The organism is Plantactinospora mayteni, assembly GCF_016862935.1.
GTDB lineage: Bacteria > Actinomycetota > Actinomycetes > Mycobacteriales > Micromonosporaceae > Plantactinospora > Plantactinospora mayteni.
Genome location: NZ_BONX01000011.1, coordinates 147,243 through 171,969, shown reverse-complemented (window position 1 = coordinate 171,969; position 24,727 = coordinate 147,243). Strand labels below are relative to the sequence as shown.

Annotated in this window: 23 protein-coding genes, 1 other RNA gene and 1 pseudogene; 16 read left to right on the top strand and 9 right to left on the bottom strand. The window is 71.1% G+C overall.

What is annotated here, in order from left to right; all coding sequences use genetic code 11:
- Positions 1–174 precede the first annotated feature (174 nt).
- Genes Pma05_RS11065 through Pma05_RS11055 form a run of 3 tightly spaced genes read left to right on the top strand, consistent with a single transcriptional unit; the run spans position 175 to position 2,978 of the window.
- On the top strand, positions 175–1,026 hold the full coding sequence (locus Pma05_RS11065) for a Nif3-like dinuclear metal center hexameric protein (RefSeq protein WP_203857250.1): 852 nt from the start codon (positions 175–177) through the stop codon (positions 1,024–1,026).
- A complete protein-coding gene (locus tag Pma05_RS11060; RefSeq protein ID WP_203857249.1) occupies positions 1,023–1,763 on the top strand; it encodes a zinc ribbon domain-containing protein in 741 nt (246 codons plus the stop codon). Before Pma05_RS11065 ends, Pma05_RS11060 begins: the two co-directional genes overlap by 4 nt.
- 36 nt (positions 1,764–1,799) lie before the next feature.
- The gene (locus Pma05_RS11055; RefSeq protein WP_203857248.1) at positions 1,800–2,978 is read left to right on the top strand and encodes a bifunctional RNase H/acid phosphatase; all 1,179 of its coding nucleotides are present in this window, start codon (positions 1,800–1,802) and stop codon (positions 2,976–2,978) included.
- Between the two features lie 35 nt (positions 2,979–3,013).
- Here Pma05_RS11055 and Pma05_RS11050 read toward each other — a convergent pair whose 3' ends face one another.
- A complete protein-coding gene (locus Pma05_RS11050) occupies positions 3,014–3,898 on the bottom strand; it encodes an alpha/beta fold hydrolase (protein WP_203857247.1) in 885 nt (294 codons plus the stop codon).
- Between the two features lie 372 nt (positions 3,899–4,270).
- On the opposite strand from Pma05_RS11050, the gene Pma05_RS11045 reads away from it, so the two are divergent.
- Both Pma05_RS11045 and mctP read left to right on the top strand, forming a co-directional pair.
- On the top strand, positions 4,271–4,519 hold the full coding sequence (locus Pma05_RS11045) for a DUF3311 domain-containing protein (protein WP_203857246.1): 249 nt from the start codon (positions 4,271–4,273) through the stop codon (positions 4,517–4,519).
- A gap of 6 nt (positions 4,520–4,525) precedes the next feature.
- Complete coding sequence (gene mctP / locus Pma05_RS11040; protein WP_203857245.1) at positions 4,526–6,220, top strand: monocarboxylate uptake permease MctP; 1,695 nt, start codon at positions 4,526–4,528, stop codon at positions 6,218–6,220.
- Positions 6,221–6,354: 134 nt separating this feature from the next.
- Here the strand turns inward: mctP and Pma05_RS11035 are convergent.
- Positions 6,355–7,166, bottom strand: a pseudogene (locus tag Pma05_RS11035) (sulfite exporter TauE/SafE family protein).
- Positions 7,167–7,298: 132 nt separating this feature from the next.
- On the opposite strand from Pma05_RS11035, the gene rnpB reads away from it, so the two are divergent.
- From rnpB to Pma05_RS11025, 3 genes are all read left to right on the top strand, one after another.
- Positions 7,299–7,738, top strand: an RNA gene (rnpB, locus tag Pma05_RS11030) — RNase P RNA component class A.
- Between the two features lie 829 nt (positions 7,739–8,567).
- Entirely contained in the window at positions 8,568–8,696 is a 129-nt protein-coding gene (locus Pma05_RS43445) for a hypothetical protein (protein WP_275414676.1), read from the top strand.
- Positions 8,697–9,229: 533 nt separating this feature from the next.
- On the top strand, positions 9,230–10,285 hold the full coding sequence (locus tag Pma05_RS11025; protein WP_203857244.1) for a hypothetical protein: 1,056 nt from the start codon (positions 9,230–9,232) through the stop codon (positions 10,283–10,285).
- 422 nt (positions 10,286–10,707) lie between these two features.
- On the opposite strand, the gene Pma05_RS11020 is transcribed toward Pma05_RS11025, so the two are convergent.
- Positions 10,708–11,112 carry a hypothetical protein gene (locus tag Pma05_RS11020; protein WP_203857243.1) on the bottom strand — a complete coding sequence of 135 codons (405 nt, stop codon included), beginning with the start codon at positions 11,110–11,112 and terminating at the stop codon, positions 10,708–10,710.
- 289 nt (positions 11,113–11,401) lie between these two features.
- Between Pma05_RS11020 and Pma05_RS11015 the strand changes: the two genes are divergently transcribed.
- Complete coding sequence (locus Pma05_RS11015; protein ID WP_203857242.1) at positions 11,402–11,947, top strand: hypothetical protein; 546 nt, start codon at positions 11,402–11,404, stop codon at positions 11,945–11,947.
- 350 nt (positions 11,948–12,297) lie between these two features.
- Complete coding sequence (locus tag Pma05_RS11010) at positions 12,298–12,840, top strand: GNAT family N-acetyltransferase (protein ID WP_203857241.1); 543 nt, start codon at positions 12,298–12,300, stop codon at positions 12,838–12,840.
- A gap of 93 nt (positions 12,841–12,933) precedes the next feature.
- Here Pma05_RS11010 and Pma05_RS11005 read toward each other — a convergent pair whose 3' ends face one another.
- Positions 12,934–13,737, bottom strand: a complete 804-nt coding sequence (locus Pma05_RS11005) for an aminoglycoside phosphotransferase/kinase family protein (protein WP_203857240.1) — start codon at positions 13,735–13,737, stop codon at positions 12,934–12,936.
- Between the two features lie 578 nt (positions 13,738–14,315).
- Here Pma05_RS11005 and Pma05_RS11000 point away from each other — a divergent pair.
- On the top strand, positions 14,316–15,068 hold the full coding sequence (locus tag Pma05_RS11000) for an alpha/beta fold hydrolase (RefSeq protein WP_239312164.1): 753 nt from the start codon (positions 14,316–14,318) through the stop codon (positions 15,066–15,068).
- Between the two features lie 301 nt (positions 15,069–15,369).
- Here the strand turns inward: Pma05_RS11000 and Pma05_RS10995 are convergent, their stop codons facing one another.
- Both Pma05_RS10995 and Pma05_RS10990 read right to left on the bottom strand, forming a co-directional pair.
- On the bottom strand, positions 15,370–15,873 hold the full coding sequence (locus tag Pma05_RS10995; RefSeq protein ID WP_203857239.1) for an NUDIX hydrolase: 504 nt from the start codon (positions 15,871–15,873) through the stop codon (positions 15,370–15,372).
- A 93-nt stretch (positions 15,874–15,966) separates the two neighbouring features.
- Positions 15,967–16,530 (bottom strand): hypothetical protein, encoded by a 564-nt coding sequence (locus Pma05_RS10990; RefSeq protein WP_203857238.1) that lies wholly within the window; start codon positions 16,528–16,530, stop codon positions 15,967–15,969.
- Between the two features lie 291 nt (positions 16,531–16,821).
- Here Pma05_RS10990 and Pma05_RS10985 point away from each other — a divergent pair, with 291 nt between their 5' ends.
- The 3 genes from Pma05_RS10985 (at position 16,822) to npdG (ending at position 18,624) form a co-directional block, all read left to right on the top strand.
- Positions 16,822–17,025, top strand: a complete 204-nt coding sequence (locus Pma05_RS10985) for a hypothetical protein (RefSeq protein WP_203857237.1) — start codon at positions 16,822–16,824, stop codon at positions 17,023–17,025.
- An 87-nt stretch (positions 17,026–17,112) separates the two neighbouring features.
- Positions 17,113–17,811 carry a histone gene (locus Pma05_RS10980; RefSeq protein ID WP_203857236.1) on the top strand — a complete coding sequence of 233 codons (699 nt, stop codon included), beginning with the start codon at positions 17,113–17,115 and terminating at the stop codon, positions 17,809–17,811.
- A gap of 114 nt (positions 17,812–17,925) precedes the next feature.
- Complete coding sequence (gene npdG / locus Pma05_RS10975) at positions 17,926–18,624, top strand: NADPH-dependent F420 reductase (RefSeq protein ID WP_203857235.1); 699 nt, start codon at positions 17,926–17,928, stop codon at positions 18,622–18,624.
- A gap of 76 nt (positions 18,625–18,700) precedes the next feature.
- On the opposite strand, the gene panB is transcribed toward npdG, so the two are convergent.
- Together panB and Pma05_RS10965 are read right to left on the bottom strand one after the other, a co-directional pair.
- The gene (gene panB / locus Pma05_RS10970; RefSeq protein WP_203857234.1) at positions 18,701–19,558 is read right to left on the bottom strand and encodes a 3-methyl-2-oxobutanoate hydroxymethyltransferase; all 858 of its coding nucleotides are present in this window, start codon (positions 19,556–19,558) and stop codon (positions 18,701–18,703) included.
- A 208-nt stretch (positions 19,559–19,766) separates the two neighbouring features.
- Positions 19,767–21,551 carry an NAD+ synthase gene (locus Pma05_RS10965; protein WP_203857233.1) on the bottom strand — a complete coding sequence of 595 codons (1,785 nt, stop codon included), beginning with the start codon at positions 21,549–21,551 and terminating at the stop codon, positions 19,767–19,769.
- A gap of 365 nt (positions 21,552–21,916) precedes the next feature.
- On the opposite strand from Pma05_RS10965, the gene glnA reads away from it, so the two are divergent.
- Together glnA and Pma05_RS10955 are read left to right on the top strand one after the other, a co-directional pair.
- Positions 21,917–23,269 (top strand): type I glutamate--ammonia ligase, encoded by a 1,353-nt coding sequence (gene glnA, locus Pma05_RS10960; RefSeq protein ID WP_203857232.1) that lies wholly within the window; start codon positions 21,917–21,919, stop codon positions 23,267–23,269.
- A gap of 135 nt (positions 23,270–23,404) precedes the next feature.
- The gene (locus Pma05_RS10955) at positions 23,405–23,830 is read left to right on the top strand and encodes a DUF350 domain-containing protein (protein WP_203857231.1); all 426 of its coding nucleotides are present in this window, start codon (positions 23,405–23,407) and stop codon (positions 23,828–23,830) included.
- 60 nt (positions 23,831–23,890) lie between these two features.
- Here Pma05_RS10955 and Pma05_RS10950 read toward each other — a convergent pair whose 3' ends face one another.
- Complete coding sequence (locus Pma05_RS10950; RefSeq protein ID WP_203857230.1) at positions 23,891–24,466, bottom strand: hypothetical protein; 576 nt, start codon at positions 24,464–24,466, stop codon at positions 23,891–23,893.
- Positions 24,467–24,727 lie beyond the last annotated feature (261 nt).

Below are 24,727 nucleotides of genomic sequence, written 5' to 3'. Positions count from 1 at the left end.
CCCGGGGGCGTCCGGCCGGGGTTCCACGTCGGTCGGGAGGCGGGGGTGGAAGCTTGGTTGCCGTGGGTCCGGCGGGGGTCGGGGGCGACGCTCGGCTCCGTGGTCGGCCGGACGCCGGTAAGCTGGGCCGCCGTGGGTGCATCCGGATCTCAAGCGGTCAGCGTGGCCGACGTCGTGGCAGCGCTGGACCAGCGTTATCCGCCGGCCTGGGCCGAAGGGTGGGACCGGGTGGGACTGGTGGTCGGTGAGCCGTCCGCACCGGTACGCCGGGTCTGCTGCGTCGTGGACGTGGTGCCGGAAACGGTCGCCGAGGCGCTCGGGTACGGTGCCGACCTGATCGTCGCGCACCATCCGCTGCTGCTGCGCGGGGTCTCGTCGGTGGCCGCGACGACGTACAAGGGCCGGATCGTGCACCAGTTGATCAAGAATGACGTGGCCCTGTACGTGGCGCACACCAACGCCGACGTGGCCAGTCCGGGTGTCTCCGACGCGCTCGCCACCCGGCTCGGCCTGACCGACCTGCGCCCGCTGCGCCCGGCCGACCCCTCCGGTCCAGCCGCCGGCCAGGGGCGGGGCTTCGGGCGGATCGGCCGGCTGCCGGAGCCGACGACCCTGGCCGAGTTCACCGGGTACGTGGCCCGGGCGCTCCCGCCGACCGCCTGGGGCGTACGCGCCGCAGGCGACCCGGGGCGGACGATCTCGACCGTGGCGGTCAGCGGCGGAGCCGGCGACTCCTTCCTCGGCGACGCCCTGCGGGCCGGTGTCGACGTGTTCCTTGCCGCCGATTTGCGGCACCATCCGGTCAGCGAATACCTGGCCGAGGAGGGTCCGGCGCTGCTGGACGCCGCACACTGGGCGACCGAGCGGCCCTGGCTCGACGAACTCGCCGCACACCTGCGCGAGCGGCTGCCCGTCGAGACCATGGTGTCCGATCTGGACACCGATCCGTGGACGGTGCAGGCGGCGTCTCCCGTACCACCCGTGCTAACCCCCGCATCCTCCGTGGACAAGGAGTCCCAGCGATGAAGGCCGACCCGAAAGACCAGCGTCGCCTGCTCGACCTCCAGGCGATCGACACCGGGCTCGCCCAGCTCGCCCACCGGCGCCGTACGCTGCCGGAGCACGCCGAGCTGGAGGCGCTGGCCCGGGAGCTGTCCGCGCTGGAGGACGAGCGGGTCCGGGCCCAGGTGGCAGTGGACGACCTGGACCGGGACATCGCCCGGCTGGAGCGGGACGTCGAGCAGGTGCGGATCCGCAAGGACCGCGACCAGGCCCGGCTGACCGTCGGCTCGGGGCCGGCCCGCGAGCTGGAGGCGTTGCAGCACGAGATGACCTCGCTCAACCGACGGCAGACCGAGCTGGAGGACGCCGAGCTGGAGCTGATGGAGCAGCGGGAGACCGCGCAGGGCGTACTCGACGGGATCGAGCAGCGGTTGACGGCGGCCCGGCAGCGGCGCGCGGAGACCGAGGAGCGGCGGGAGCAGGCCCTTGCCGAGATCGGCAAGGAGGAGGAGTTCAAGGCCGGCTCGCGGCAGCCGCTCGCGGCCGACCTCCCGGCCGACCTGGTGGCGCTCTACGACAAGATCCGGGAGTCGTCGGGCGGGCTCGGCGCGGCCCTGGTCGCCGGTGGTCGCTGCGGCGGCTGCCGGCTGGAGCTGTACGGTGCGGACCGGGCCCGGATCAAGGCCGCCGCGCCGGACGAGGTGGTGCGCTGCGAGGAGTGCCGCCGCATCATGGTGCGTACCGCCGAGTCCGGGCTGTGACCCGGGTCGGTGGTGGCGGGATCGGGGGGTGGACCCGTGCCGGGTCGTAAGGTCGTGGTGGAGGCGGACGGCGGCGCCCGGGGCAACCCTGGCCCGGCCGGCTACGGCGCGGTGGTCCGGGACGCCGTCAGCGGCGAGGTGCTGGCCGAGCGGTCCGAGTCGATCGGTGTCGCCACCAACAACGTCGCGGAATACCGTGGCCTGATCGCCGGGCTGGAGGCCGCCCGTGAGACGGGGGCGGCCGGGGTCGAGGTGCGGATGGACTCCAAGCTGGTCGTCGAGCAGATGGCCGGCCGCTGGCAGATCAAGAACCCGGGGCTGCGTCCGCTCGCCGCCCAGGCGGCCGGGCTGGTCCGGAAGTTCGACTCGGTGACGTACACCTGGATTCCCCGGGAGCGCAATCGGCACGCGGACGCGCTGGCGAACGCGGCGATGGACCTGGCCGCCGGCAAGGTGCCGCAGGCCGCCCGGGACAGCGCGGCCGAGCCGATCGCGGCGACGCCGGCCGGCGCGACCGGGCGGGCGGAGGCGCACGAGGTCGCCGCACAGGGCTCGACCGCGAAGAGTTCCTGGGAGCCGCGCCCGGCGGAGACCGCCACCCGGCTGCTGCTGCTCCGGCACGGCGAGACGGAATACACCGCGCGGGGCCGCTACTCGGGCCGGGGCGACGTGCCGCTCTCCGACCGGGGCCTGGCCCAGGCCGGTGCGACGGCCCGCCGGGTGGCCGGGCTGGTCGACTCGGTCGCGGCCGTCGTCAGCTCACCCCTGTCCCGGTGTACGTCGATGGCCGGCATCGTCGCCGGTGGGCTCGGCGGGGTTCCGGTGGTGGTCGAGCCGGACCTGATCGAGTGCGACTTCGGCGAGTGGGAGGGTCGCACCTTCGCCGAGGTACGCGAGCGCTGGCCCGCCGAACTGGACGCCTGGCTGGCCTCGCCGGCCGTGGCCCCGCCCGGCGGAGAGTCCTTCGTCCAGGTCGGTACCCGGGTCAGCCGGGCGATGGCGAAGCTGCTGGCCGGGTACCCCGGGGAGACCCTGGTGGTGGTCTCGCACGTCTCGCCGGTGAAGATCGCGCTCCGCGACGCGCTCGCCGCGACCGACGCCTTCCTGCACCGGCTCTATCTCGACCCGGCCGGCCTGTCCATCTTGGACATCTGGCCGGACGGCGGGATGGCGGTGCGGACCGTCAACGACACCGCCCACCTGACCGGCATCTGACTGTCTGTCCGGGACTGGGCGGCCTGGGCGGCTGGTCAGTGCGGGGCGGCGAGGGTCCGGGGCTCGTCGGTGAGGAAGGTGAGCACGGTCTTGACGAACCGGGCCGGGTCGTCGAGCCAGGGGAAGTGGCTGGCGCCGTCCTGCACCACGGTCTCGGCGTTCGGGAAGAGCGCGGCGAGCGCCCGGGCCGCCTCCGGGGTGGGCGCCGGGTCCAGTTCGCCGGCCACCACCAGTACCGGGGCGTCGAGTCCGGCCAGTGCGGCCCGGATCGCGGCGGTGTCCGGGGCGAAGCCGTCGTAGAACCCGGCGGACGGCGCGTCCGGTCGCTCCTCCGGTTCGGCCTCGGCGTGTGCCCGGGCCCGCTCGTCCCACCGCCCGTACGCGAACGGCGCGGCGCCGCTGCGCAGTGGGTTCACCTCGTCCGGCCCGGCACCCCGGTCCGCCGCCTCCTGCCAGGCGTCCATTGCCGCCTTCGCCTCCGGATACCACCACTGTGCGGAGCGGGCGGTGACCGCCTCGGCGAAGCCGACCGTCTCGACCCCGACCGAGCGCAGGCCCGGGGTGACGAGTACCAGCCGGGACAGCCGGTGCGGATGCCGGGCCGCGTACAGTTCGGCGAGGTTGCCGGCGGCCGAGTGGGCGAGCAGGTCCATCCGGTCCAGTCCGAGGTGGACCCGGAACGCCTCGACGTCGTCGACCAGCCGTTCGCACCGGTAGCTCGCCGGGTCCTCGGGGACCGCCGACTCGCCGCTGCCCCGGGAGTCGAGCTTGAGCAGGGTGCGGTCCCGACTCAGCCCACCGAGGTCACCGAGGTAGCTCGACGCCCGTGCTGCCCCGCCGGGCAGGCAGACGATCGGTGGCCCGGAACCGAGCACGTGGTAGGCGAGTGCGGTGCTGTCGTACGAGGGAAATCGCGGCACCCGGCCAGCATGGCAACCGGCCGTCCCGCGATCAAGAGCAATCGTCGTACTTCGATGTATTTTTTGCCCCGATAGGGCCGTTTGGCGTGACCCTATTCTGGTCGTTGATCACCATTCGGCGCAGCGTGGTCGCCGTTGGGCGCACCGGTCCGGTTTCGTCGAGGTGACCGTTGTCACTCTGCCCTAACCTCCGGCGTCACACGTAGGTCAACGACGACACGTCACCCGGAGTTCAACCGACGGCCAAGCGCAACCAGGCGGGTCACCAGGCCGAGCGCAGCGAGGAGACGGCATGAGCGAGTGCAGCGAGCGAATCATCGAACTCAGCGCCGACGAGCCTCAGGGCGGCACGGAGCCGAGCGGAGTGCCGGCATGAGCGAATCTGAGACGCCGGCGGCGCCGGCCGGCGAGGTGGTGTCGAGAGCGCGGGCGAAGGACCACAGCCCCTGGAACTGGCTGCTCTTCCTGCCCATCGTGGTGCCGTTGATCACTCCGTTGTTCAACGCCGACTCACCCCGGCTGTTCGGCTTCCCGGTCTTCTACTGGCTCCAACTGGCCTTCATCCTGCTCGGGGTCGGCACCACGACCGTCGTGTACCAGATGACGAAGAAGCGGGGGTGACCGACGGTGTGGCGGGACCATCTCACTGAGATCATCATCTTCACCCTGCTGTTCCTGCTGGTCAGCGGGATGGGCTTCGTCGCGGCCCGGTGGCGGGCGCCGAAGGACATCAACCACCTCGACGAGTGGGGCCTCGGCGGGCGCAGCTTCGGCGGCTGGATCACCTGGTTCCTGGTCGGCGGCGACCTCTACACCGCGTACACCTTCGTGGCCGTACCGGCGCTGCTGTTCGGGGCCGGGGCGGCCGGGTTCTTCGCGGTGCCGTACACGATCATCATCTATCCGCTGGTCTTCCTGGTGCTGGTCCGGCTCTGGTCGGTGTCGCACCGGCACGGCTTCGTCACCCCGGCCGACTTCGTCCGGAAGCGGTTCGACTCGCCGACCCTGGCGCTGATCATCGCGATCACCGGCATCGTCGCCACGATGCCCTACATCGCGCTCCAACTCGTCGGCATCGAGGCGGTACTCAAGACGATGGGGGTCAGTGGGGAGAGCGCCATCGCCCGGCACCTGCCGATCATCATCGCCTTCGCCATCCTGGCCGCCTACACCTACCAGTCCGGGCTGCGGGCGCCAGCGCTGATCGCGTTCGTCAAGGACTCGCTGATCTACGTCGTGATCCTGGTGGCGATCGTCTACCTGCCGTACAAGCTGGGTGGCTGGGGGAGCATCTTCGACGCGGCGGACGCGAAGTTCGACGCGAGTCCGTCACCGAACGACGGCATCACGCTCAACGCCAACAACCAGTTGCAGTACATCACCCTGGCGCTCGGCTCGGCGCTGGCGCTCTTCCTCTACCCGCACAGCCTCACCGGCGTACTGGCCAGCCGCAGCCGGGACGTGATCAAGCGGAACATGTCGGCGCTGCCGGCGTACAGCCTGCTGCTCGGCCTGATCGCCCTGCTCGGGTACGCAGCCATCGCCGCCGGAGTGACCCCGCTGCCCGGTGCCACCGAGGGCACCGTGGACAACAACACGGTGGTGCCGCTGCTGTTCGAGCAGCAGTTCCCGAGCTGGTTCGCCGGGATCGCGTTCGCCGCGATCGGGATCGGCGCGCTGGTGCCGGCCGCCATCATGTCGATCGCGGCGGCAAACCTCTTCACCCGGAACATCTACAAGGAGTACCTGCGCAAGGACGCCACCGCGGCCCAGGAGGCGAACGTCTCCAAGATCACGTCGCTGGTGGTGAAGATCGGTGCGGTCGCCTGCATCGTCTTCCTCGACCCGCAGTTCTCGATCGACCTCCAGCTCATCGGCGGAGTCATCATCCTCCAGACGCTGCCGGCGGTCGCCCTCGGCCTCTACACCCGGTGGTTCCACCGGGGCGCGCTGGTCGCCGGCTGGGTGGCCGGAATGGGCCTGGGAATGTGGATGCTCTACCAGATTCCCAACCCGGCGACCAAGCGGGCGCACTTCGGTGGGTCCGCGTTCCCGCTGGAGAAGCTCGGCTTCGACGGCTCCACCAAGACGATCTACGTCGGCCTGGTCGCGGTCGCGGTCAACCTGCTGGTCGCGGCGATCGTCACGCTGATCCTCCGGGCCGCCAAGGTGGCGGAGGGAGTCGACGGGACCACGCAGGACGACTACTTCGCCGACGAGGGCGACCCGCGGCTCGTACCCGACCCGAGGGAGTCGACCGAGGGGGAGTCGGCCGAGGGGGAGGCGGCCGGCGAGTCCGTCGAACCCGCCCCGAAGGTCTGACCGACCCGACAACACCACACCGACCCCAACCACCCCCGCCCCCGGGGAGATCCCCGTGGCCAGCGCAGGCAACCCGAGATTCGGGTACGCCGACCTGGTCACGGGGATCTCTTGTGTCGGACGGGTGGGCGGGGTCAGGTCCAGGAGCGGTAGAGCAGCAGCAGGCCGATCGCCGTACCGAAGAGCACGATCAGGGTCCTGAGCACCTCGGGCGGCAGCCGGCGGACGAGCCGCGCGCCCGCGTACCCGCCGAAAATGGTCGCGGGGGCGACCACCGCGACGGCCGTCCAGTTCACCGGGCCGAACGCGGCGAAGGCGACGATCGTGGTCAGCCCGACCACCGCGGAGAGCAGGTTCTTGATCGCGCTGACCCGGATCAGCGTCTCGTCCAGCACCAGCGCCAGCCCGGCCACCAGCATGACCCCGAGCGCGGCACCGAAATATCCGCCGTAGACCGCGCCGACCACGACCATGGTGTGCAGGGTGAGACCCTGGCGTGCGGCGCTCCGCACCGCCGTCCTGCCGGAGGCGCCGAAGCCGGAACCGGCCGGGACGGGTTGGCCGCGGTCCTGCCCGATCAGGCGGCGAAGCTGGTCCTGGAACGCCAGCACGGCGGTCGCACCCAGCACCAGGAACGGTACGGCCAGCTCGAACGCCCGGGCCGGGGTGGAGAGCAGCAGCGCGCAGCCGGCGGCCGTGCCAGCACGGTCCCAGGGATCAGCCGGAGCAGCCACCGGCGGTCCGGCAGGTCGACCCGGCTGCCCCAGACGCTGGCCAGGTAGCCGGGGCAGACCGACATCGAGTTGCTCACGTTCGCGGCGATCGGCGGCAGCCCCACCGCGATCATGGCGGGAAAGGTGATCAGCGAGCCGCCGCCGGCCACCGCGTTGACCATCCCCGCGGCGAGCCCGGCAGCGAGCAGTAGCAGCGCCTCGGGAAAATCCATAGCCTGTCGAGGCTAATCGGCGCCCCTCCCGCCTTCTCGCTGGCCTGCCGGGGTTCCCCCTCGGCCAACTGCACCTGGGCGGCCCGGTGGATCGCTCTTCGGGATCATGGCTAACATTGGGTACGCGACGGACGAGTCGACCGGGCGGTCGCGTCGGCGAGCGCGAGCCCGCCGCCGAGGAACGTCCGGACTCCACAGGGCAGGGTGGTTGCTAACGGCAACCCGGGGTGACCCGCGGGAAAGTGCCACAGAAAACAGACCGCCGTACGGGTGGTTTACGCGGAAACGCGCGGACCGACCGGTTCGGTAAGGGTGAAACGGTGGGGTAAGAGCCCACCAGCGTCCCGGGTGACCGGGATGGCTCGGTAAACCCCACCCGGAGCAAGGCCAAGAGAGGGCCATCGCCGAAAGGCAAGGGCCCGCGCAGGCGTTCGAGGGCTGCCCGCCCGATGCCTGCGGGTAGGCCGCTGGAGCCTGCCGGCAACGGTAGGCCGAGATGGATGACCGCCGCCGGCACCACCGGCAACGGTGCGTGCCGGGCACAAAATCCGGCGTACAGGTCGACTCGTCCGTCGTACTACAGGTCACGGTCCTGATCAAGGCCGTGACCTGCTTCTTTGTCTGGTGCCGTTGGCTGACCTTGGTCACCGTTGGGCGGCGTCTGACGGCCCGGACGGCCCGGACGGCCCAGGGCGGCCCGGGAGACTCTGCTTGCCGCTCGGTTGATCTCGTCTGCGGCGATCTTGGTGGGCTCTGCGCTGGCGTGGCCGGAAGCATAACGGCGACCGGCCCTGTCGGCTTCCGTACCGCCGCGAGGGGGTTGTGAGATCCTGAGGGTATGCAGAGCCTTCGAAGGGACCGTGCCGCGTAGGCGCCCGAGGCAAGTGCGGGCCTCCGAACTCCGTGCCCGGCCGCTGGACAGCCGTACGTCTCCCGTAGCCGGCCTCTCGTTCCGAGGGCTCCAGGCCATCGCGTACCTGGAACGCTCCCGCTTCACGGAAGGCGCCGTTGCGCGGGCGCTTCGGGCGTGGGCGAACTTCGTGCAGGACCCGTGGCACCGGCTGTGGGACCCCCGGTGCGGCTGTGGCGTCATGGAGTGTTGCCCGGACCTGGGAGAGGTTCGTCAGATCCTTGAAGCTGCGGGTCACGTGCTGCCAGCACGGGATGCCCGTCGGTTTCGGGTGGAGGTCGCCAAGATAGACGAGTTGTGGTGATCGCATGGAGTACCGGTCAGGGGCGCGAGGGCGGTTCTCGTCGGGGTCGGCCGCTTTCCGCCTGGCCGCTCAGCGGTCCGGGGCGGTGCTCAGCCGGTCGGCCTGCCGCCTGCGTGCCCCGCCGCGAAGCGGCGCCCTTGATGCCGCCGTACGGGGCGAGGAGAAGGCCGAGATTAAGAAGGCGAGGGTGGGCGCCCGGAAGGCGGACAAGAAGTCCGACGGCAAGAAGGCCAAGAAGAAGGCGTGCAAGCCGGATGGCACGCGGCCCAGCGACCCGGACGACGGCGGGGCCGGTGCCCTGGTGCACCGGAGCTAATGGCGCGCGACATGATCACGGATCTCGGAACATCGGAGGCCCTGGCTCGGATTCACGTCCTGACCAGGGCCTTCGGTTCCGAGCGGGTGGCGGAAATCGAACCCGCACTGTCAGTTTGGGAACTCGCTGGGGCATCGGTCTGGGCCGAGATCAACGGGCTGCGTTCCTGGTCACGGTGCCCGTGGTTGACCGCCCTTCCCCGTGGCTTCCCGGCGCTACGGGGCCGTAGGGGGCACGAACGGCGGCCACTGTGGAAAGCGCAGCTGATAGCGTTTCCAGGGTGCTGCCGGTTCGCGGGGTCGTTGCGGGTGTTGTGGCAGTCGTCCTGGCATTCGTCTCGGAATGGTTCACCGCTGGGACTAGCGGATCGCTCTCCGCCGCTCCTGTTGCGGTGGGTCGTGACGGCAGGTGGGCTCGGCGTTACGGGGAGTGAGTGTTGGCGAGCTCCTCGGACTCGGCGACAAGGCAGGGGCGGCGATTGCCAACCTCAAGTACTGTCCGATCGCCCAACTCCTCACAGCACGAGGGAACCCATGAAAGCTTCCTTCAACTCCCGTCGCATGCTCGCCTGGACCGCGCCCGTGGCGCTCACGCTGACCGCGCTCGCCCCGGCCCTACCCACCCAGGCCGCTGCCAAGCCCACTCCTCCCACTATCACCGTCGGCCCGGTCGACAAGGACCTAAACGGCGATGGCGTCGCTGACCTGGTCACTGTCGGAGGTCCGGACACCGGACTCGGGTCCGGCGTCTGGTCCGCGCTTGGCGTGACGTCCCGTAAGACCGGCGTCGGCACCGGCCAGGTACAGGCGGCCGTCAACATCGGTCTACACGGCAACGGCGCCGGCGGCACCGCGTCCCCGGCCGAGTTCGACGGCGCGCAGATCATCACCGGCCGCTTCTTCGGCGAGACCGAAGAGGACTTCCTCGTCTACTACCCGGGCGGGGTCCACGCCGGCGGCGGCCTGGTCATCAGGGGCGCCGGCGACGGCACGATGCCCGACCCGTACCGCAGCGGCAACGTGCAGACCATCATCCGGGACCAACTCCTGGACGCCAACGGCAACTCACCGCTGACGCTGGTCAACGGATACGTCGCTGATGGACTCGACAACGGCCTCCCGGACCTGATCGGCATCTCCGGTGACGCCACCAACGGTTACCGCCTCGACTACCACCCCAACTGGGGCATTCCAAATGGTTACTTCAGCACCACCACGCTGACCAACCCAACCCCGACGGGCGGCTACGACTGGCAAAACTGGAGCATCGCCAGCACCGAGACCGCCTCCGGCCTCGCGCTCTTCCTACGCAACGCCACCACCGGTGACCTGTACCTGTGGACTGGGGTCACCATGGTCGACAACGGCGACAGCACCGGCACGCTCACCCACATTCAGTATCAGGTGGCGGCGAACTGGAACACCGGCGTCGCGATCAGCACGCTGTGGGCCGCCGACATCAACACCGACGGCACGCCGGACCTGTGGACCGTGCTGCCGAACGGCACCTACCGGGCGTACTTGATCTCCGGCCTGTCCACCGGCGGTACCGCAACGGTAACCACCACCCGGGCCAAGCCGCTCGCCTGACAGTGAGGACGTACGTGAGTTCCTACCGGCCGGTCTGCCCCTTCGCCTGGCTGGCTTCGGGTCGTTAACGGGATCTGTCGGCTGTGCCGGCATGGGACTCACGTGCACACTCACCGGACGTGGCGGTTGTGACCTCGAACGAAGCCTGGCCAGGGGCCCCGTCGCTGTCTTGTCCATCGCCGACGCGCTCGGCGCCCAGATCACCAAGGAACGGGATCGGGCACGTAACGGGCACGCCGCCGTAGGAGTTGATAGTCATAAGCGAAAGCCGTGGTCAGCTTACCGGCTACCCGGGCCTTCGGTTTGGAGCGGGTGACGGGCATCGAACCCGCACTGTCAGTTTGGGAATTGGACCGAGACGGTTCCTGGTACGGCGTTTCGCCTGGTCGACGCGGTCTGGGCTGGCCTGGTTTGGCCTGTAGCTACACCGGCTTATGGCCCGTGGATGGCCCGGCCTGCTGCTCCTCGGACGCCGGCCGAAGGCGTTCCCACTGCACGTCGAAGCAGACAAGACCACGCTCGGCCGCCATCCGCGCGGCCTCGGCCGACACCTCCTCAGCCATGCTGTACCGCATAGCGAAGTAGACGATCGGGCCCGACGCGTTGTTGATCAGCGGCCCGTCAGACCAGGGACTCACGTCATCCTCGTCCTCGGTCATGTCGATCCAGCGATCAAGTAGGGCCTCAACGTAGGCGCGGATACGCGGGGTCGGTGGAACATCCTCATCCGCTCCGATGTACTTCCCGTAGAGCTGCACGAAGGCGGCAGCGCCCACGACATCGTCGGTCGGCTGGTCGCCCTCCCAGACGGCAAGGTCGTAAGTCATGCCGGCAGTGTGCCGACTCCCTCCGACGCTTGAGCCGCCGCCCGGGCTTTCGGTGACCCGGGCGGCGCGGTGGCAAGCCAGTCTCGGGTTGGACTGGCGCGAGCCGGAAGCCCTGACCTCGACGACGGCCAACTCCGTCGGCTTCCGTACTCGCGTGTTCGGCGCCTTGGCCGTGGTTGGCGCATCGGACGGGTCGACGGGTGACGTTGCGTCCTGAGGCGAACAGGTCGTCATCGACCTGAGACCGGACCGAGGCGCTGGGTCGACGTGGCGCTGCGACCATCGGAGCGTGGCCGTTCAGACGCTGACGAGGGTGCGGCGGATCGCCGCTTCGCTGACCGCCGCCGTGCTCACATTGACCGGGTTGGCCTCCTGCACGCCGGTAAGGAAAGGCATCACCGGTCTAACCGTGGACGCCAACGGCCGGCCGCTCGCAGCGCTGGCCTGGTGCGCGGACCGGCCGCGGGACGTCGTCGTTCTCCACGCCGCAAGAGACCTGGTCTCGCCCTCCCCGTCCAGTGTGCCGACACCGTCCGCGAACTGGCCGGAGTGGCCGGGACGAAAGTATGACGTACCGCCCGACGTGACCTCGCCGGCCACCGTCCATCTTGCGGGCTTCCCGCCTGAACCGGCCCCTGACCCGCACGACAGCTTCCGAATGTACGGAGTCGCCGGCAACAGCAGCTTCACCACCCACTCGGTGACCTTCCGGCTCCCTGAACTGTCCGGCCTGCAACCCGGATCGGTCCTGATCACGACCGTCGAGTCGAACGAAGAGGTGCAGAAAGGCATCTCCCTTGACGAGTTCGCCCGCCTCGGAAGGGACGAGTGCTGAACTACTCCGGCACGGCTAAGCGTGGCCATCTCACTCGTGACCATCCCAAGGACAGCGCTGCCGAGCAGCACACGCTGGGCGCACAACCGGGGCAACTCGACAGTCGTCGGACGAGGTGTACGCCCGCCCGTCGAGAGGGAGTGACCACGCGGTGCGAGCCCGGCAGCCCGATGCCGAGCGCCCTGGCTCGGCGGTGCCGTACATCCTGATGCGCCTCCGTGCACTGGCCACAGCGGGCTCATGCCTTCCCCACCAGGTCGAGTCCCGGCCCGGTGGACCGGCTGTTCGAGCCACCGGCTCGGCCGGTCTGCTTGAATGACGGCCTGACGAGGTCAACTGCGAGGAGGGGCATGACGCTGACCAGTCGTCTCGCCCGGCGTACGGACGTACCGGCGCTGCTGCCGCTGATCGACGCCGCGATCGATGAATTGCAGAAGGGTTTCCTCGACGAGGCGCAGATCGCGTCCAGTCGCTCGATCATGGGCATCGACACCCAGCTCATCGACGACGGGACCTACTTCGTGGTCGAACTGGCCGGCCAGCTCGCCGGCTGCGGCGGGTGGAGTCGCCGGGCCACCCTCTACGGCGGCGACCACTCCCAGGGCCGCGACCCGGCGATGCTCGACCCGGCCCGGGATCCGGCCAAGGTCCGCGCGATGTACACCCACCCGGACTGCACCCGGCGGGGTGTCGGCCGGCTGATCCTCGCGCGCTGCGAGGAAGCAGCCGCTGCCGACGGCTTCCGCACGCTCGAACTGATGTCGACGCTTGCCGGCCGGCCACTCTACGAGGCGGCCGGGTTCGTACCGGTCGAGCAGGTCGAGGACCCGGCTGGCGGCGTACCCGTGCGACTGGTTCGGATGCGCAAGCCGATCGCGGCGGCGGCACACTGACGACCTGGCGGCGCTCTCCCGGCCGCCGATCCGGACCTGGCGCTGGGCCGGAGGCCGCCGACGCGCGGGACGCGCCGACGGCCTCCGGGTCGTTCAGCCGGCGGAGACGGCGCGTTCGAGCAGGGTACGGTGCCGGATCATCCATCCGGCGGCCCGTGCCCGCCACGCGACGGCCCAGAGCGGCGCCGGGTCGGTCGACTCCGGCGTGATCCCGGCCCGGGTCGCCTCGGCGGCACAGTCCCGGATCGCGAACTCGATCATCCGGCTGACCAGCCCGGGCCGGTCAGCCGCCGGCAACTCGTAGCCGTCCAGGAACAGCCGTAGCTGCCGGGCCCGACCCGCCAGGTCCGGCAGGTGGTGGCGTTCGGCGATGTCGTCGTCGTGCAACTGGGCGTTCCACCACGCGGTGCCGACCACCTCGTCGAGCCGGTCGACCGGCCCGGCCAGGGTCCAGTCGATGAACGCCACCGGTCGGCCGGCCCGGGCAACGGTGTGCCACGGCCCGGCGTCGCAGTGCCCGATCACCGAGTCGGGCCCCTCCCGGTGCATCCACCACGGCTGCCACCGCGCGTCCGGCGGTGGCCGGAAGCTCGCGGTGGCGGTGTGCAGCTCGCGCAGCAGCCTGCCGACCTGCCAGATCCCCTCGTCCGTCCAGGCCCGGGGGTGCATGGTGTCGCCCTCGACGTACGTCAGCATCTCGTTGCCGTTGCCGTCGATGCCGGTACCGACCACCCAGGGCGAGCCGGGGAACCCGACATCTTCCAGGTGGTGCAGCAGGGCGTGCACCGTACCGGTCCAGGGCTTGGCGGCCCGTCGCACGATCTGGCCGGTACGGATGACGTGACTTGGTCCGCCCTCGGCCGCCGTCAGCGGCTCGAAGGATGTCGCGGAATCCACGGATAACTCCTCGGTTCAGCGCAATGAGCGGTGAGAAACGGCGCCGGATCGCCGGCGCCAACGGCTGGCGGCGCGGAGGGCTTCCGCGGCCAGCGGGACCGCTACGATGCGAGGAGTCGGCGGCTCAGCCGGCGGGAAGAGGCCGGTGGGAGCCGCTGGGGCGAGTGTCCGGAGGTCAGCTCGCGGTGCGACCGCGCGTCGTGGCGGTGGTGGCTATCGCGCCAATGGCAGTGCATGCCATGTCATCGACCTCCTCGAAGAGTCGGGCATCGCGAGGTTACGACACCGCCCCACCCACCGCCACCGAATTTTTCGTCGACTCCGCCGGTCCCACCAGTCCTGCCGACTCCGCCGGTCCCACCGGTCCTGCCGACTCCGCCGGTCCCACCGGTCCTGCCGACTTCGCCGGTCCCACCAGTCCTGCCGACTCCGACGGTCCCGTCGACTCCGCCGGTCGCTTCGGGTGCGAGGCGGTCCCGGGTGTCGGGGGTACCTCCTAGACTCCGTGCCGTGAAGCAGATCGTGTCGTCGGTGCTGGCCGGCGTGCTCGCCGGCCGGCCGGGTCTGGCAGGCAACCGGTGACCGGAGCGGGCGCGGTGGCCGGGACGACCCCGCCGACCTACGTGCTCATCCACGGTGCCGCCGCCGACTCCTGGTGCTGGCACCTGGTGGCCGCCGAGTTGCGTGCCCGGGGACATGGCGTGGTGGCCGTCGACCTGCCTTGCGACGACGACTCCGCCGGGCTCTCCGACTACGCCGACGCGGTGCTCGCGGCGGTCGGCGACCGGGCCGGATCGGCCGACCCGGGCGGGCTGGCCGTGGTCGCGCACTCGTTCGGTGCCTTCACCGCCCCGGTGGTCTGCGACCGGATGCCGGTGGAACTGCTGGTGCTGTTGGGACCGCAGATACCACTGCCCGGTGAGGCGCCGGGTGACTGGTGGGCCAACACCGGTTACCCGCAGGCCCGGCAGGAGCAGGACGTGCGTGACGGTCGGGCCGAGGACGACATGGTGGGTCTGTTCACCAACGACCTGCCGCCGGCCCTGGTGACCGAGGTCTTCCGCCGGAGCAGGCACCAGGCCGACAAGCCGTTCGGTGACCCGGTGCCGGTGGCGGAGTGGCCCGACGTGCCCACCCGGGTGCTGCTGCACCGCGACGACCGCTTCCTCCCGGCCGACTTCGTCCGCCGCGTCGCCCGGGAGCGGCTCGGCATCGAGCCGGACGAGATGCCTGGCGACCACCTCGGGATGCTCGGTCACCCGATCGAGTTGGCCGACCGTCTCGACGCCTACTGGGCGGAGCGGTCGGGAGCGGCTGCCCGGCGCGACTGACCGGCGGCGACCACCGGGACACCCCTCTGGACCGGGTCGGTCCGGAGATCCGGGGATCCGGCACGGTCCAGCGCGCCTCCATCGGTAGTTCTCGAGGACGGGACCGGGTCCGCCGCGCTGCCTGGTCCGTGGCACTGCCTGGTCGGCCGTGCTGTCGACTGTCCGGACTCACCCTGCGCGGGCCGGGCACGGTCGGCAACCAGGCGTCGGCTGGCGGCCGGGGTGCTCCGGCGGTCGTGATCTGGAGTGGACCCGACTGCGGGCGCCGGTGTGCCAGACCCGGGACGGTGGCCGGCGGGGGTCAGGCCCGGGCGCCCCAGGAGAAGGCGGAGGAGTCCGGGGCGAACCAGCTTGCGGCGGTGGCCGGGGCGAGCGCATGTGTGATCGTGGTCCGGGCGTGCTCGTCGAGCGGGGGCAGCCGGTCGGGGGCGAACCAGCCGACCGCGACCGACTCGTCGTCGTTGACCCGGGCGACGCCGTCGAGCAGCCGGCACCGGAAGCCGATGTTGAGGAACTGGCACTGGTCGCCGTTGGGATAGGTGTGCGGGTGTGCCAGTACGCTCGTCACCCGCTCCGGCAGCACCCGTACGCCGGTTTCCTCGAAGACCTCCCGGGCCAGCGCCTCGGCGGGCTGCTCGTCGGGCTCGACGAAGCCGCTGACGACCGACCAGCGCCCGTCGTCGGCCCGCTGGCCGAGGAGCAGCTCCCCGGCGTCGTTGCAGACCACGGCGCTCACGCTGGGCAGCCAGAGCAGGTCGTGCCCGACGAGTTTGCGGATCCGTGCGACGTACTCGGGGACGGCCATGCCGAGGACCATAACCACCCGCCGCCCCGCTGGACCGACCACCCCGGTTCCGACGACGCGGCTCCAGCAGTCCCGGTTTCAGCCGCCCGGGTTTCAGCCGCCCGATCCGGCGGCCGGGCTGGGCGCGTCGGCCGGGTTGGTGCCGGGCGTCGGTGCCGGGTGGCCGGCCGGGTGGGTCGGTGCCGCCGTCGGCGTCATCCCGGGCAGCAGGCTGTCCGGGCAGGGCACCTCGATCCGGGAGAAGTCCGCCCGCTCCTGGTCGACGACCTGGCGGAAACAGATCCGCACCTCGGCCTGCTTCCGGCCGGCCATCGCGGGCCGGGACATCGCCACGTGTACCCGGAACACCATCCGTACCCCGGGGGAGCGGCGCCGGTCGGTGCCGTCGACGCTGAGTACCTCGACCCGTCCGTTCCGGGTGGCGGTCTGCCCGAGTTCGGCGGCGCTGTCGCCGACACCGTGTACGAGTGCGTCACCGATCACGGCGGCCTGGCGTACCGCTTCCTGTCGGGCCCGTTCCTCGATCGAGGGCTCGGTCGCGATACTCGTAATGGTGTGCGCGGCGCTGCCGACGAGCAGCAGCAGAATAGCCAGCGCGACGATTGACAGGAGCCGGCCGAGCCGCCCCGTCCCACCCGCCTGCCGCATGCCGCCCACACCGCGAATTGTGCTCCATTCCGCGCCGCGAAGTGGCAGGTCACGGCGATGAGCGGGGAGTAGGAGTCACCCGGCCGGGGAAATTTTTCCCGCGCTCGCGCGGCCGGTCCGAGCCGCCTTCCCGGGCCGCTGACGGCGGTGAATCCCTTGCCGCAGAATGCCTTTCCCCCGTACGACGGCACTTTGCCGTTTAGTCGGTGACGGTTATCCGATGGGGTCTACTGTGGAAGTCACTCTGTCATTTTGCGCGAAACGGTAGCGCTTGGTCGGTTTGCCGTGCACAGTTACCCCATGAGCGACAGCGGGAGTGATGTGCAGTACTTCTGGTGCATCCGTCATCACCAGGTCGAGACCGGTGCCGACGTCTGCCCGGCGAGGTACGTGCTCGGTCCCTATGCCTCGGGAGCCGACGCGGAGCAGGCGTTGCAGCGGGTGCAGCAGCGCAACGAAGCGTGGGACGCCGAGGATGCCCGCTGGGCCGGGGAGGAGCGCTAGACCGGCGCGGCGACAGCCCGCGTCGAGAAACTCCGTGGTGCTCCGCGAGGAGACCCCCGAGAGCATGTCCCGCAAGGAGGAACACAGATGGCCGAAGCAACCAGGGCCACCCGTTCGGTAGCGAGAAGTGCTGCCGGCAAGAAGACCGCGGCGCGTAGCCGGACCGTCGGTGCCAGCAAGGGCACTCCGGCCCGCAAGGCCGCCAGTTCGTCGGTGGCCAAGCAGGCACCCGCGAAGAAGGCCCCGGCCAAGCGCGCGACGGCGGCGAAGAAGGCGCCGGCGAGGAAGGCACCGGCAAAGCGGGCTCCGGCGAAGAAGGCCACCGCGAAGACCACCACGCGGGCGGCGGCAGGCCGCGCCGGCACGGCGAAGCGCACCACCGCGGCGGCCAAGAAGACCACCGCCGCGGCGAAGCGGACCACGGCCGGCAAGAAGACCACCGCCGCGGCCCGGAAGACGACCACGGCGGCGAAGCGGACCACCACGGCGGCGAAGAAGGCGCCCGCCAAGCGGGTGACCGCGAAGAAGGCGCCGGCCAAGCGGACGACCGCGACGAAGGCACCGGCCAAGCGGGCCCCGGCCAAGCGGGCGACGGCCAAGAAGGCTCCGGCGAAGCGGGCGACCGCGGCGACGAAGCGGACCGCGACGAAGCGGACGACGGCCACGGCGGCGAAGAAGGTCAGCGCCCGGAAGGCGCCCGGCAAGCAGGCCGCGGCGCGGAAGGCTCCGGCCAAGGCGCCGGCGCGGAAGGCCACCAGGGCGACCGCGCGGAAGATGATGGGTTGAGGTCCCACCGGAACGCCCCGCCGGGGCGTTCCGGTGCGGTGACAACCCCTCGGGGTACGCCACCCGCCCGGCCCATCCACGCCGATGGGTCGGGCGGTCTGCGAGGATTCCGGCATGGCATATGACGCGAGCGTGCTGCCGGACGTCACCGGACTCACTGTCGGGATCATCGGCGGCACGGGCGACCAGGGGCGGGGCCTGGCCTACCGGCTGGCCCGGGCGGGTCAGTCGATACTGATCGGCTCCCGCTCGGCGGCCCGGGCGGAGCAAGCGGCGGCGGAACTGCGTACCCTGCCCGGGATGCCGGCCGACGCGGCGATCTCCGGCGGCGACAACGTCGAGGTGGCGAGCCGGTCGGACCTGGTCGTCATCGCGGTGCCCTGGGACGGGCACCGGGACACCGTCGCCGCGCTGCGCGAGCCGCTGGCCGGCAAGGTGGTCGTCGACTGCGTCAACCCACTCGGCTTCGACAAGCAGGGGCCGTACCCGTTGCGGGTCGAGGAGGGCAGCGCCGTGCAGCAGGCGGCGGCGCTGTTGCCGGACTCCCGGGTCTGCGCGGCCTTCAACCACGTCAGCGCGCCGCTGCTGGCCGACCCGGAGGTCGACCGGATCGAGCTGGACGTGCTGATCTGCACCGAGGAGCGCGAGCTGGTCGGTATCGTCGCCGCGCTCGCCGCGCGGATCCCCGGAATGCGCGGCGTCTACGCCGGGCGGCTGCGCAACGCGCACCAGATCGAGGCGTTCACCGCCAACCTGATCGCGATCAACAAGCGCTACAAGGCGCACTCCGGAATCCGGATCACCGACGTCTGAACCCGCCTCCCCGGCCCGCCGGGCGGCCGCCGATGCAGCGGGCCCGCCCGACGACCGGTCGGGGATCAGGACGGGATCAGAAGGTGTGTTCGGCGGTGGGGAACTCGCCGCCCCGGACCTCGGCGACGAACCGCTGGGTCGCCTCGGTGAGCGTGCCGTGCAGGTCGGCGTAGCGCTTCACGAACCGGGGCATCCGGCCGGACCGCAGCCCGGCCATGTCCTGCCAGACCAGCACCTGGGCGTCGGTGTCCGGGCCGGCCCCGATTCCGATGGTGGGGATCGCCAGCTCGTGCGTGACCCGCTTGGCCACCTCGCCCGGCACCATCTCCAGGACGACCGAGAAGGCTCCCGCCTCGGCGACCGCGAGCGCGTCCGCCATCACCTCCTCGGCGTCGTCGCCCCGGCCCTGTACCCGGTAGCCGCCGAGGGTGTGCTCCCGCTGCGGGGTGAAGCCGATGTGCGCCATCACCGGGATGCCGGCCCCGTTGATCGCCCGGATCTGCTCCGCCACCTGCCGGCCGCCTTCCAGCTTCACCGCGTGGCAGCCGCCCTCCTTCATGAACCGTACGGCGGTGCGGAGCGCCTGGGCCGGTCCCTCCTCGTACGAGCCGAACGGGAGGTCGCCGACGACCAGCGGGTAGCTGGTGGCGCGTACCACCGCGCGGACCAGCGGGAGCAGGTTGTCGACGGTCACCGGCAGGGTCGTCTCGTGCCCGAAGACGTTGTTCGACGCCGAGTCGCCGACCAGCAGTACCGGAATTCCGGCCTGCTCGAAGATCGCGGCAGTGTACTGGTCGTACGAGGTGAGCATCGGCCACCGCTCGCCGCGCTCCTTGGCGGCGACCAGGTCGCGGGCGCGTACCCGTCGGGTGGCCGGACCGCCGTACAGCGTCGCCACCTCGGCCGGGGCGGACGCCAGATGCTGCTCGGACATGGTTGTCTCCTCTCGCCTCGAGGCCGCGTCCGCGGTCCCCGGGTCACCGAACCTCTTCCACCTCCCCTTGCGGTCCGTCGGACCGCAAGGCCGGACGCGATGTGTGAGCGCCGCGCGGTTCAGGTCGAACAGGTGCACTGCCGATAGTCCCACCGCCCGGGGCGGCTCCGGCAGGGAAGAGTGCAGGTTTTCACACCCTCCGGGCGGGTCAGCTCCGCTCCCGCCAGCGGTTGGTGATCGGCAGTCGGCGGTCCCGGCCGAACGCCTTGATCGAGATCTTCGGGCCGGGTGCGGACTGCCGGCGCTTGTATTCGGCGAGGTCCACCATCCGGAGCACCCGGTCCACCACCTCCGGGTCGTGCCCGGCCGCGACCAGGTCGTCCCGGCCCTGGTCGCCGTCGACGTAGCCGACCAGGATCGCGTCGAGGACCGAGTAGTCCGGCAGGGTGTCGCTGTCGAGCTGACCGGGGCTCAGTTCGGCGCTCGGCGGCTTCCGGATCGAGTTCTCCGGGATCGGCGGCGTCTCGCCGCGCCGGGCCGCCTCCGTGTTGCGCCAGTTCGCCAGCTTCCAGACCAGGCTCTTCCAGACGTCCTTGAGCGGGTTGAAGCCGCCGACCGAGTCGCCGTAGAGGGTCGAGTAGCCGACCGCGAGTTCACTCTTGTTGCCGGTGGTGAGCACGAGGTGGCTCTCCTGGTTCGAGAGTGCCATCAGCAGCACCCCGCGTACCCGGGCCTGGAGGTTCTCCACCGACATGCCGGAGAGCGACAGGTTGGCCAGGAAGCCGTCGACCATCGGCTGGATCGGCTCGACCCGGTAGTCCAGGCCGGTCCGCTTGGCCAGGTCGGCGGCATCGTCCCGGGAGTGCTCCGAGGAGTGCTGGCTCGGCATCGAGACCCCGACCACCCGCTCCGGGCCGAGCGCGTCCACCGCGATCGCGGCGACCAGCGAGGAGTCGATGCCGCCGGAGAGGCCGAGCACCACCGAGCGGAAGCCGTTCTTGTCGACGTAGTCGCGCAGCCCCAGCACCAGGGCCTGCCAGACCTCGCCCTCGTCGACCACCGGCTCGGTGACCCCGCCGGTGGCCCGGGGGCCGGCCGGGGCGGGCAGTCCGTCGCTGACCCGGACCCGGGTGATGGCCAGGTCCTCCGGGGAACCGGCCGGCACCGGTCGCGCCGGCTCGGTGCCGGTGGACGCGTCGGCGCGGCCCTCGGGCAGGTCGAGGTCGTGCAGCAGCAGGTACTCGACGAACTGCGGGGCGCGGGCCAGCAGGGTGCCGTCGGCGGCCACGATCATCGAGTCGCCGTCGAAGACCAGCTCGTCCTGCCCGCCGACCGTGTTGACGTACGCCACCGTCGCCTCGGCCTCGGCGGCCCGGCGGCGGACCAGCGGCAGGCGTACGTCGTCCTTGTTCAACTCGTACGGCGAGCCGTTGATGTTGACGACCAGCCCGACCCCGGCGCGGCGGGCGGCCGTGAACGGACCGCCGGCCTGCCACAGGTCCTCGCAGATGGTCAGCGCGACGTCGACCCCGCCGATCCGGACCACCGTCAGGGTGTCGCCCGGCACGAAGTAGCGGTCCTCGTCGAAGACCCCGTAGTTGGGCAGGTGGTGCTTGAAGTAGCGGGCCACCACCCGCCCGCCGTGCAGGACGGCGAGCGCGTTGCGGGGGCCCCGGCTCGGGGTGGCCTCGGCGTTGGCGCTGGCCGGGCCGTCGGCGTCGAGGTAGCCGACCAGCACCGGGAGCCCGCCGAGCCCGTCGGCGGAGAGGTCGGCGGCGAGCTGGTCGAGGGTGGCCCGGGAGGCGGCGACGAAGGAGTCCCGGAAGACCAGGTCCTCGACCGGATATCCGGTCAGCACCATCTCCGGGAAGACCGCGAGGTGCGCGCCGGCTCCGGCGGCCTCCCGGGACCGCTCCCGGATCAGGGCCGCGTTGCCGGCGACGTCGCCGACGGTGGGGTTGACCTGGGCCAGGGCGATGCGCAAGGTCGGCATGACTCCATCTTGCCGCAGCCGGTCCCGTCCGGCCCGGTGCGCCGGGAGGCGCCGACCGTGGTGGCGCTCACCCCTGGTCCGGTACGGGCGGGCACCGCCGACCGGCGCCGACCGGTCCGGATCCGGGCGATGCTCGTACCACCGGTACTCCGCCGTGTGGTCGGTCCGCGGCTGCCCGGCGGGCGCCGAAGCCGGTCTCGGAGCTATCTTCGGGACGAACGCCCAGTAAGCACGTTGGCTGTGCCACCCCGCGCATTGGTTGCGGTCTAGTTCACGTAACGTCTGCGTAACGGAACCGGTGAAGACTGGACCGCTAGGCCGCGCGCCGGCTGGGCCGGTCCGAACAGAGTGTGCGAGGGGTTGAGGTGGACCGTCAGCAGGAGTTCGTGCTCCGCACGCTGGAAGAGCGTGACATCCGATTCGTCCGGCTGTGGTTCACCGACGTGCTCGGCACGCTGAAGAGCGTCTCGGTGGCCCCCGCCGAGCTGGAGGCGGCCTTCGACGAGGGGATCGGCTTCGACGGCTCCGCCATCGAGGGCTTCGCCCGGGTCTTCGAGTCGGACATGGTGGCGATGCCCGACCCCACCACCTTCCAGGTCTTCCCGTTCGAGGGCGGGGTCTCCGGCGAGAGCGCCCGGATGTTCTGCGACATCCTGCTCCCCGACGGCAGCCCGTCCTGGGCCGACCCGCGGCACGTGCTGCGCCGGGCGCTGTCCCGGGCCGCCGAGAAGGGCTTCACCTTCTACACCCACCCGGAGATCGAGTTCTTCCTGCTGGAGAACGGCCCCAACGACGGCTCGGTGCCGGTCCCGGTCGACGACGGCGGCTACTTCGAGCACACCACCCACGCGGTCGCCCGGGACTTCCGCCGGCAGGCCGTGCTGGCGCTGGAGCGGATCGGCATCTCGGTGGAGTTCAGCCACCACGAGGTCGCGCCCGGCCAGCAGGAGATCGACCTGCGCTACGCCGACGCGCTCACCACGGCCGACAACATCATGACCTTCCGGCACATGGTCAAGGAGGTGGCGCTCTCCACCGGGGTACGCGCCAGCTTCATGCCGAAGCCCTTCACCGACCAGCCGGGCAGCGGGATGCACACCCACCTGTCGCTGTTCGAGGGGGAGCGGAACGCGTTCCACGACGCCGGCGACCCGATGAAGCTCTCCAAGGTCGGCCGCGCCTTCATCGCCGGGCTGCTCACGCACGCCCGGGAATACACGGCGGTCACCAACCAGTGGGTCAACTCCTACAAGCGGCTCTTCCCGCAGGCGCTGCCGGACCGGATCACCGAGTCCCCGGCGTACGTCTGCTGGGGGCACCTGAACCGCTCGGCGCTGGTCCGGGTGCCCGCGTACGGCAAGCCGAACTCGGCCCGGGTCGAGGTCCGCTCGCCGGACTCGGCGACCAACCCCTACCTGGCGTTCGCGGTGCTGCTCGGTGCCGGACTCAAGGGCATCGAGGAGGGCTACGAGCTGCCGCCGGGTGCCGAGGACGACGTCTGGTCGCTCTCCAACGCCGAGCGCAAGGCGATGGGGTACGAGTCGCTCCCGGAGAACCTCGCCGAGGCGATCGATGTGATGGCCGGCTCGGAACTGGTCGCCGAGGTGCTCGGCGAGCACGTCTTCGACTTCTTCCTGCGCAACAAGCGCGCCGAGTGGGAGCAGTACCGCCGCGAGGTCACCCCCTACGAGCGGCAGCGCTACCTGGGTCTGCTCTAGTCGGCAGGCGCTCCGGGGCAGGGGTCAGCCGCTGTTGTCGGGCCGCGTTATCAGCCGCTGTTGTCGGGCCGCGTTATCGTCCCTGACGACGCGGCCCCCCTCGTACGGCCGCCCACACCCGATGGGAGACAGTCGGTGGTCGAGGACCTGCTCGTGGGAGCCTGGCAGAGCATCGTGTTCGGCGCGGTCGGCATCGCCTTGATGGCCGCGGGCTTCGGGCTGGTCGACCTTCTCACCCCGGGCCGGCTGCGCGAGCTGATCTGGGTACGCCGCAACGCCAACGCCGCGTTGCTGCTGCTCGCCAACCAACTCGGCATCGCCGCCATCGTCTTCACGGCGATCCTGACCAGCTACACCGACTTCACCAAGGGTCTCGCCTCGACCGTCCTGTTCGGAGTGATCGGCCTCGGCGTCATGGCGCTCGGCTTCCTGGTGCTCGACTGGCTCACCCCCGGCAGGCTCGGCGAGGTGATCTGCGCCGACGAGCCGCACCCTGCCGCCCGGGTCAGCGCCGCCACCCACTTCGGGGCCGCGCTCATCGTCTGCGCCTGCATCGCCTGACCGGACCGGCGGTCCGGGCCGCGCGCCCACACGGTGCGCGCGACCCGGGTGGCCGGAGTACTACTTCGTGGCCGGCATGTCCGACTCGCCGCCGTCCGCCGGCGCACCGGCCGGGCCGCCGTGCTTCGGGCCACCCCAACCGTGCCCGCCGCCGAAGGCCGGGAAGACGCCCGCCTTGACCGCCGCGAGGATGGCGTCGGCCTGCTCCTGGGTCAGCTTGCCGTCCGAGACCGCCTTGTCGAGCCGCTCCTTCAGCATGGCCTCCCGGTCGGCCTTCGACTGCGCGTCGGGCTTGCCCTCACCCCGCTGCCCGCCTCTCTGTTCACCCCGCTGTTCGGCCCTTTCCTTCCACTCGGCCCGGTGCTGCTCCTTGATCTTCGCCAGTGCCGCCTCGACCTTGTCCTGCGGCACGCCCAGTTCCTCGGCGAGTTGCTCGGCCAGCTTGCCGCGCTGTTCGGCCCCGCGCTTGTCCTGCTCGGGAGCGGTCGTGCCGCTGTCCGACGAGGTCGACGGGGTCGGCGCCGGCGTGGTCCCGTCCTCGGCGAACGCGACGGCCGGAGCCGCGAGACCCACCGTGAGTACTCCGGCGGCCACCAGGCCACCGACGACCCGCTTCCGCGAAAACAGACTGCTCATGCTGATGTCCCTCCCTGGGTGTGTACGCCGCTACGGCGCGTGCTGCCTGTCGGCCCGCCCCACCATGCGGCACCACGCTGTGCGGTCCTTGCGACGCGGCTGTCAGCCGGCTGGGAATCGCCAGCCCGGCTGGCAGTCGACTGAGAGTCGTCCCCGGGATCGACCATCTTTCCTGCTGCTTCGCGCTCGTTCCCGACAGTCCGTGCCCACTACCGCCGGTTGTCCGCTACCGCCAAGCTTGTACCCGGTGAGATCCCGACG